The 9,016-nt window shown below is 66.6% G+C and carries 5 protein-coding genes; 3 read left to right on the top strand and 2 right to left on the bottom strand.

All coding sequences use genetic code 11. The features are described from left to right. The first annotated feature begins 306 nt into the window (after window positions 1-306). Entirely contained in the window at window positions 307-1,668 is a 1,362-nt protein-coding gene (locus ACTIIH_RS08510) for an MFS transporter (protein WP_441451424.1), read from the top strand. A gap of 74 nt (window positions 1,669-1,742) precedes the next feature. Then, window positions 1,743-3,179 (top strand): FAD-binding oxidoreductase, encoded by a 1,437-nt coding sequence (locus tag ACTIIH_RS08505; RefSeq protein WP_441451423.1) that lies wholly within the window; start codon window positions 1,743-1,745, stop codon window positions 3,177-3,179. 54 nt (window positions 3,180-3,233) lie between these two features. Here ACTIIH_RS08505 and ACTIIH_RS08500 read toward each other — a convergent pair whose 3' ends face one another. Next, window positions 3,234-4,247, bottom strand: a complete 1,014-nt coding sequence (locus ACTIIH_RS08500) for a siderophore-interacting protein (protein WP_441451422.1) — start codon at window positions 4,245-4,247, stop codon at window positions 3,234-3,236. Between the two features lie 249 nt (window positions 4,248-4,496). Between ACTIIH_RS08500 and ACTIIH_RS08495 the strand changes: the two genes are divergently transcribed. After that, a complete protein-coding gene (locus ACTIIH_RS08495) occupies window positions 4,497-5,852 on the top strand; it encodes a D-serine ammonia-lyase (protein WP_441451421.1) in 1,356 nt (451 codons plus the stop codon). Window positions 5,853-5,886: 34 nt separating this feature from the next. Here the strand turns inward: ACTIIH_RS08495 and ACTIIH_RS08490 are convergent, their stop codons facing one another. Beyond that, on the bottom strand, window positions 5,887-8,976 hold the full coding sequence (locus ACTIIH_RS08490) for a hypothetical protein (protein ID WP_441451420.1): 3,090 nt from the start codon (window positions 8,974-8,976) through the stop codon (window positions 5,887-5,889). Window positions 8,977-9,016: the final 40 nt, after the last annotated feature.

Here is a 9,016-nt window from a genome sequence, read left to right as displayed (position 1 = left end):
AGTGTTCCTCTCAGTGTCAGACTGAGTGACTCACAACCAGCCTGACAGAGAGGGGCGCCTGCACGTTGAACCAGCTGGCGTGCACGTGGGCGCTGATTTGGCGCGGCGTCCCGCTATTCGGCACTTCGTGTCCGATTGCTAGGCGAAGCAGGAGCGCTGTCGTAATGTGTTTCCGTAATGCACTGGCTGCCGCGCCCGTGCACCCGCAGCGAACCGCTGTCGCACGTCCGCGGCACGAGTCCGCTGTCGCCGACGCGGCACGAGTCCGCGCCACCACCGTGGCCCGACCTGATCGAAGGAGATCCCATGTCATCCGAGGTGAGCCCGTCCGTGAGCGCACAGACCCCCGCCGATTCGGCACTGGAGAAGAGGACCCTGCGCAAGGTCCTCATCCGTCTCATCCCGTTCGTCATCGCGATGTACTTCATCAACTACCTCGATCGGACGAACATCGGCATCGCCGGACCGGGTGGAATGAACGAAGACCTCGCGATGAACGCGACCCAGTTCGGGTTCGCCGCCGGCATCTTCTTCTTCGGCTACCTCATCCTCGAAGTGCCCTCGAACCTCGCACTGCACAGGTTCGGCGCCCGCATCTGGCTCGCCCGTATCCTCATCAGCTGGGGCATCGTCGCCGCGGCCATGGCATTCGTGCCCAACCACGGCTGGCTCTACGTGCTGCGGTTCCTCCTCGGCGTCGCCGAGGCCGGATTCTTCCCGGGCATCATCCTCTATCTCACGTACTGGTTCCCGACCTCGATGCGCGCGCGGGCCACGGCCCTGTTCATGCTCGCCATCCCACTCTCCAGCGTCGTCGGCTCGCCCCTGTCGTCGTGGCTGATCTCCAGCGGCAATGCCATCTTCGAGAACTTCGCCGGTTGGCGCTTCATGTTCGTCATCGAAGGCGTGCCCGCCGTCCTCCTGGGCATTATGTGCATCTTCTACCTCACCGACCGCCCGCGGGACGCGAAGTGGCTGAGCGCCGAGGAGCGCAACTGGCTGCAGTCGACGATGGACGCCGAGGAGAAGAGCAAGGAAGAGACCTTCCACTACCCGGTCCGCCGGTCCCTGCTCCAGCCGCGCGTGTGGGCCCTGTCCTTCGTCTACTTCGGCATGGTCTACGGCCTCTACGCCATGAGCTTCTTCCTCCCGACGATCATCGCCGGCTTCCAGGAGTCCTTCGGCGTCGAGTACTCGATCGTTAAGATCGGCCTCATCACGGCCATCCCCTACATCTTCGGTGCCCTGGCCATGTACTTCTGGTCCCGGCACGGCGACCGCACGGGCGAGCGTGTGTGGCACGTGGCCATCCCGCTGTTCGTCGGGGGAGTGGCGATCCCCATCGCCCTCTACCTGGCCTCACCGTTCACCACGATGATCGCGGTGACGATCACCTGCATGGCGATCTGCGCCGCCCTGCCGACGTTCTGGCCGCTGCCGCAGACCTTCCTCGCCGGTGCCGGGGCCGCCGCGGGACTCGCGCTCATCAACTCGCTCGGCAACTCTGCGGGCTTCTTCGCCCCCTACATCACCGGCTGGCTGGCCGACCTCACCGGAACCCAGAACGCCGGCATGTGGGTCGTCGGTGCGGCCATGGTCGCCGCCGGAATCGTCACCCTCATCCTCCGGGCCGCTCCCGCCCCCGATAACCTGGACGTGATGAAGTAACGGCCCTCGCGGTCGCTACACCTCGCCGAGGCGGTCCAACGTCCGCCTTCGACCCACCGATCCGAGGAGCAGAATTGACGACCCCGACGTCCACCGCGCCCGACTTCCCCGCCCTCGACCCGTCGGCACTCGATGAGCTTGCCGCACGACTGAGCCCGGGTGCACTGACGACGGACCCCGACGTCATCGACGCGCACTCGAGCGACGAAGCCCTGTTCTGCCCTCGCGAGGGGGCGATCGCCCTGGTCAGGGCCGCCTCGGCGGAAGACGTCCAAGAGGTCATGGCCTTCGCCAGCGCACATCGCGTGCCAGTCGTCCCGCAGGGGGCGAGGTCCGGGATCTCGGGAGGCGCGAACGCCTCACCGGGAGCGATCCTGCTCAACGTGTCGAAGATGAAGGACGTCGTGGCCGTCAACGAGGCCGAACGTCTCGTCACCGTCCAACCGGGCATCATCAACCAGGACCTCAAGGACCACCTCGCCCCGTTCGGACTGTCCTACCCGCCGGATCCCGGATCGGTGGCACTGTCATCGATCGGTGGAAACATCGCAACGAACGCCGGCGGACTGTGCTGCGTGAAATACGGTGTGACCAGGGACTACGTGCGCTCACTCAAAGTCGTCCTCGCCGACGGGACCATCACCACGCTCGGCCCGCAGACGGCCAAGGGCGTGGCCGGACTCGATATGCGTCACCTCTTCATCGGCTCCGAAGGAACCCTGGGCATCGTCGTCGAAGCGACGCTGCGCCTCGTGCCCGCCCTGCCCGAGCCGTTCACCGCGATCGCGACCTTCCCGGATGAGCGCAGCGGACTGCAGACCGTCGCCGACTTCATGGCCGGCGGCGGAGTGCCGAGCCTGTTCGAATTCCTCGACGGGGCAAGCCTGCGCATGCTCAACGACTTTGGCGACTTCGGCCTCGACGGCGACGCCGGGTCGATGCTCATCATGCAGGTCGACGACAACCCGACCGATGCGGAGGCCGCGATGTCGACCTTCACCGAGGTGGCCCAGCGCTGCGGTGCCCTCGACGTCGCGTACTCCGACGACCCGAGCGACTCCGCGGCACTCATCACCGCACGACGAATGATCCAGCCGGCCTACGAGAAATTCGCCAACGCCCACGGCGGCGGTCAGCTGCTCGACGATGTATGCCTGCCGCGCACCGCCGTGCCCGAGTTCTGTGACCGTCTGGCCGAGCTGCGGTCATCATCCGGACTCGAGATCGCCCTCGTCGCGCACGCCGGCGACGGAAATATGCACCCATCGGTGTTCTTCGACTCCGGCGATGCGGCCGAGACGGCGAAGGCCGAAGGGGTGTTCGCTGAGATCATGCGCGTCGGCCTCGAACTCGGCGGCACGATCACCGGCGAACACGGGGTCGGGTTCCTCAAGCGCGCTTGGCTGCCGAATGAACTCGACGAAGGATCGCGACGGATCCAGCTGGCCGTGAAGAACGCGCTCGACCCGCTGGGCATCCTCAACCCCGGAAAGATGCTCGCCGAGATCTGAGCGCAGTCGGGCCGTCGGGAAAAGGCAGAAACCGACTCGACCGGGTCTGAGGACTCAGCCCTCGGCTTTGCCCTGACGCCAGTAGCCCATGAATGCGATCTGCTTGCGGTCGACCCCGACTTCCTGGACGAGGTAGCGGCGCAGACGCTTGACCGGTCCGGCCTCTCCGGCGATCCAGGCATAGAAGGGGCGGTCGTCCTTGTTCGTGGCACTCGAACTGCCTTGAGCCGCTTCGGTGAGGGCTGCGGGAACATCCCAGAGGATCTCTTCGTCGATGTTGACATCGTCGAGTTCCCGGACCTGACCACTCAGACCGCCGGTCGACTCCGCCGCTCCGGCCCCGACGGGGGTCCGGGTCTCCGCACGCACCGCCTCGCGGACGGCGGGTTCGAGCAGCTGACCGAAGTCGGCCTTCCCGCGCGGCAGCCATTCGATCTCGAAGCCGGTGGGCGCGGCGATGTCGATGATGTCCTCGGCGCTCGGGACTTCGAGAACGGCCTTGCCCTGCGCCTGGTTGTCCTCGAGTGAATCGAGGATCGACGCGATGGCGGGCACAGCCGTCTCGTCGCCGGCGAGCAGGATCTGGTGGGCATCTCCCGGGGCGAACTCGATCCCGGCGCACGGAGTCTCCGAGGCACGGGAGGGGCCGATGATATGGAGGCGGTGGCCCACCTCGGCGGCTTCGGCCCACTCGGCGGCCGGGCCCGAGTGGCCGTGCTCATCGGTGTGGAGGACCATGTCGATGACGAGTCTGCGCTCGGCATCGTCCCATTCGCGCACGGTGTAGGTGCGCATCGCGCCGCGCACCTCGGGGCTGACCTGCAGCCAGGCCTGGTACCAGGACACTCCAGCGGCTTCCTGCTCGGTGAGGAATGCCGGCAGATCGAACTGCGGCGAGGCGGCACGCTGAGGAGGGATGACGAGTTTGATCCGCAGATCACGAGGGTGGGTGTTCGGGCCGAATTCCCCGAGTCCCGTACCCCCGAAAGTCACCCGGCGGAAGGACGGGCTGAGGTCTTCGACGGCGAGGACCTCTGCTTCGAAGGCACCGATGGGGGCTCGTGACACTGATTCTCCTTCGCATCCTCAGGACCATGTGGCCGTGAGGGCGTCCCCGCGGGGACGCGTTGTGTTCGTATGTGCAGCCGTCGTGGATATGTCAACATCGGCAACGCTACCCTATCCTAATTGAGTAAGGCTAGCCTTCCCAAATAATGTCACGACGATTTCGCCGTCATCACAGGCACACCAATTCCGTCCCCACGAGGACGATCGTCAACAGCTGAGGCCCGCACCCCGCCGGGCTACGATCGGTGCATGACCGACCTGCCTGACGAACTCGGCACCGACGAGATCATCCGATCCCTGGCATCGGGCGCCCCGACCACGTGGCTCCGCTCCACCGGCACCGAGGCGGCCCTGCCCGACCTCGGGGACGTGATGGATTCCGCGGCGGCCCGGTTTGACCGCTTCGCCCCCTGGTTCGCCGAGACCTTCCCGGAGACGGCGACCGTTCCGGCCGAGCTCGCATCAGCGTTCCCAGAGGCAGGCGGCGGGTTGATCGAATCGGCGCTGGTTTCGGCACCTGCGGCGCAGCACAGCCTCGACGGTCTGTTCGGATCCGAGCTGGGCGGACGGCTGTGGCTCAAACGCGACGACTCCCTGCCGGTGAGCGGGTCGATCAAGGCCCGCGGCGGCTTCCACGAGGTGCTCGAATTCGCCGAGGCGGTCGCCGCCGAGCACGGACTCGACGCTCTTGATCCCGCCACCTATTCGACCCATGAGTTTCGTGAGATCGCCGCGAACCACCGCATCGTCGTCGGTTCGACGGGCAACCTCGGCCTGTCGATCGGGATCCTGAGCGCTCGCCTCGGCTTCGCCGCCTCGGTGCATATGTCAGCCGACGCCCGGGAATGGAAGAAGACGAAGCTGCGCGACCACGGGGTCGACGTCATCGAACACGCCGGCGACTTCGTCGAAGCCGTCGAAGCCGGCCGTGCCTCGGCGGAAGCTGCCGAGAACACGCACTTCGTCGACGACGAGGACTCCGTGAGCCTCTTCGCCGGATACTCGGTGGCTGCCCTGCGGCTGGAGCGCCAGTTCACGGCCGCCGGAGTGACCATCGACGAGCATAATCCGCTCACCGTCTACCTGCCGTGCGGAATCGGAGGCGGACCCGGGGGAGTGACCTTCGGACTCAAGCGAGTCTTCGGCACTGCGGTGCGCTGCGTCTTCGTCGAACCGAGCCAGGCACCGGCGATGTTCCTCCGCGTGCGCACCGGTCGACACAGCGGCATCTCCGTTCAGGACATCGGGCTGTCCGGAGGCACCGCCGCCGACGGACTCGCAGTCGCCCGCCCCTCACGCTTCATAGGACCGACGATCGGGCCGCTCATCTCCGGGTTCGCCGCGGTCCCCGATGAAGTCATCCGCGCGGGAGTCGGCGTGCTCCATGAGACCGAAGGCATCGATGTCGAACCCTCCGCGACCGCCGGGCTGACCATTCCGTGGCGGATGGGCGAGGCGGCGGATCAGTCCCCGACCGGCGTCCACCTCGTATGGCTCACCGGCGGGGCGATGGTCCCCGCCGACGAACGCGCCGCCTACGTCGACGAAGGACTGGGACTCGTCGAACGGATCAGCAGCCCCGCCTCAGCGATCTTTGTCGACTGACCGGCGTGCCCCGAGCGGGGTCACGCGGCCTCGGTCACCAGTCCCAGGGGTCGTCGCTGACGGTGATGACGATCTTGCCGTCGACGATCTCGGCCGTGCCGCCTACGTCGAAGGTCACGGTGTCATCGAAGGGTTCGGACTCGTCGAACATGTCGTAGCTGCCGGTCACGAGGGCCTCACCGGACGTGTTCGAGGAGATCAGCCACGCCGGACCGCCGTTCGGACCGGTCGCGTCCTCCGGGTTCGAATACTGGTCGGCACCCAAGGAGTCATCGGCGACGGTCACCGTCGGATACGACGAGATCGACCAGGTGAGTCCGGTGGCGTCATAGCTTTCGGCCAGTGAGGATCCGAACGGGCACCCGTCGGGCTGGGCGACGGACTTCTTCGCGCAGCTGTCGATGAGGGTCTTGACCTGTTTGTCGACCTCGGTGCGGAACGCGTCCGAGGGGTGGGCTGAGAGTACCGGCGTCTCCTCGCCCTCCATGTTCGCGTCATCGCCGAGGAACGCCCGCACCTCGACCGCGTCGGCGGTGATGAGATCGGACTTCTCGGCCAGGTCGATCGTGTAGAGACCGGGGAAGGCCGGCAGGGACAGGGTCGACCCGTCGCTGTCGACGTCGATTCCGTTGACCTTGACCTTCTTGAGGCCGGGAGTGTCGACGGTGAGAGTGAGCAGGTCCGGGCTCTTGAGCGCCCAGTCGTCGAAGAACAGCGCCTTCTTCCCCGCTTTGTGCAGGGTCAGGGTGCTGTTGCCCTTGGAACCGCCGACATCGTAGGTGACTGCGACCGTCGCCGTGTCTCCGGAGACCTCGGCATCCTCGACGGTGACATCGTCGGGCAGTGCCTTGGAGCCGCCCAGGACATCATTGGTCAACAGGGTCCGTGACTCCTGCGGAACGTCGACGTCGGCAACCTCGAGGGCACCCTCGGCGTCACCGTCGGACAGCTCCGAGAAGTACTTCTCCACCGTCGCCTCGGGACCGAACATGTGCCCGTTGAGCTGGGTGACGACGATGAGAGCGGCCACGAGAACGAGGACGGCACCACCGGCGACGACCGATACGAGCGTCGTCTTCTTCTTGTCGAAGGGTTTGGCCGGGCCCGCGTACGGCTGCCCGGCCGAACCCTGCGGCGTCGAATAGGTCGGCTGACCGGGGGCACTCTGCGGGTAGGCATAAGGCTGCTGGTCGGACGGAGTCGGATGCTGCTGCGGACCGACCGGATCAGAGAACTGCTGCGGGCCCTGCGGCGCACCGGCCGGTTGGCCGCCAGGCCGGCCCTCCGGCTGTCCCTGCGAGCCGAACGCATTCGGCGATGCGGGCGGGCCCTGATAGCCGGCAGGTCCCTGTGGTCCGAACCCGCCCGCCCTGTATGGCCCGACTTGGCCGGGACCGGGAGCAACGGGCGGCGGTGTGGGCGCCGCGGACTGAGCCAGATCGGGGTGGACGAACGCGAACTGCGGTTCGCTCATGCCCAAGTGCGGACCCCAATACGGGTGCACGGTCCGTCCGGCGGCGATCCGTGCCACGGCCGGGAAGGTGAGGGCCAGACGTGGGCCGAGGGTGCGTGAAAGCACCTCGATGATCCCGCCCCAGAGGGCGAAGATGAGGAACGTCCAGGCCAGGGGGCCGATCCCCGCACGGGCCGCACCGGAACCGCCGAAGAACATGGCCGCCTCGGCGGATCCGGACATCGACAGGTGCGCGGGGATGGCCAGCAGCGACAGCAGACCCCAGACGAGACAGAACGCCACCGGCAGCTTCCACGCACTCGACCACTGCTGCTTGTCCTGCTCGATCACGGTCCAGGCCGGACGCCGGGTGACGGTGGCGACGATCGTCGCGATCAGTACCGCGGCCGCGACGACGAGCAGACCCAGCCACAGCGGCCCGGGAGCCTCGCGGCTGAACAGGGTGAGGCTCTCGGAGAAGGTGTCAGAATAGGCGCCTAGGTCGCCCTGGGCGGTGGCGCTGATTCCGCCGAGGTGGGTCAGGGACGTGAGGATGAGGGCCACGTTGACGAACGTCAGCGGCACCAGCTGGCCGGGCATCTCGACGGACAGCGGCAGGACGAAGAGCGCGACGATCGAGAACACGGCCACGCAGACGGCGAGGTGGATCCAGGTCACCAGCAGAGGCGGAACAGCCCAGCGCAGGAATGGTGCACCGATCGCCTCGGTGCCCTTGAAATGCCCGGCGACACGACCGGCGATGCTCGTGATGAGGATGACGAGCAGGGGCAGGAAGAACGATCGGACGGTGACCGCCGAGAAAATGAAGGTGAACGATCCTTCCTCTTCGAAGGCGGAGGCGCGGGCGGCGAAGATGACCTGGAGGAGGAAGAGGACGAGCGTCATCGCCAGGGTCGCGACCCCGATGCGGATCCACGTGGACACCCGGTTGGGCGCGGGGGAGCGGCGTTCGCTCAATTTCGTCATCCACCACAGCAGACCCACGGTGACGATGGTGACCACCAGGGGTGCGCCGGTCGTGAAGATGGCCAGTTGGGCGTTGAAGCTGTCAGGGGCGTTGATGTCCAGGCGCAGCGCCGCCGAACCGAACAGCGACAGAGCCATGAGGATGAATGGCAGGGCGTAGTTGAGGCTGTCGAGGTTGAGGCCGGTCTCCTCGGTCAGTGAGCTGAACTCCGACATCGACGTGAGGATGACGGTGAGGATGATGGAGACGATGATGCCGCCGAGGAGGGCGATCCCCGGCGGGATCAGGGCCGTCTTCCAGGTCGCTCCCTTTGCCAGCGCCGAGGCGAACTTCGACTTCGGGGCATTCGCCGGGTAGCCCGGTGGCGCAGGGTAGGGCACGAGACCGGATTGGTAGGGGCTCTGCTGGTGAGGGGCTTGATGGTCGGGGGCGTGCTGATAGGGCACCTGCTGGTAGGGGTCTTGTTGGTACGGGTCGACGGTCTGATCGGTGGTGGGCGTGCCGCCTTCCGGCGGTGCCCAGCGAGCGGTTTCGTCGGTGGCCTCATCATCCTGAGCTGCAGGATCATCCGAGGTCTCGGCGGCGTCCGGAACCTCGTCTTCGGGGCTCTCCTGGTCCTCGGCGGTCTGATCCTTCGGATCCTCGGCGGCGGTCGGTGTCGTCTCGTCGGATTCGTCGTGCATACCCAATCCTCAAGTGCAGTTGCCCGACAGCTCCGCAATG

The organism is Brevibacterium sp., from assembly GCF_052105255.1.
In the GTDB taxonomy this organism is placed as follows: domain Bacteria; phylum Actinomycetota; class Actinomycetes; order Actinomycetales; family Brevibacteriaceae; genus Brevibacterium; species Brevibacterium linens_B.
Note: the sequence above shows the minus strand (reverse complement) of the source record. Positions and strands in the feature narration are given on the sequence as shown.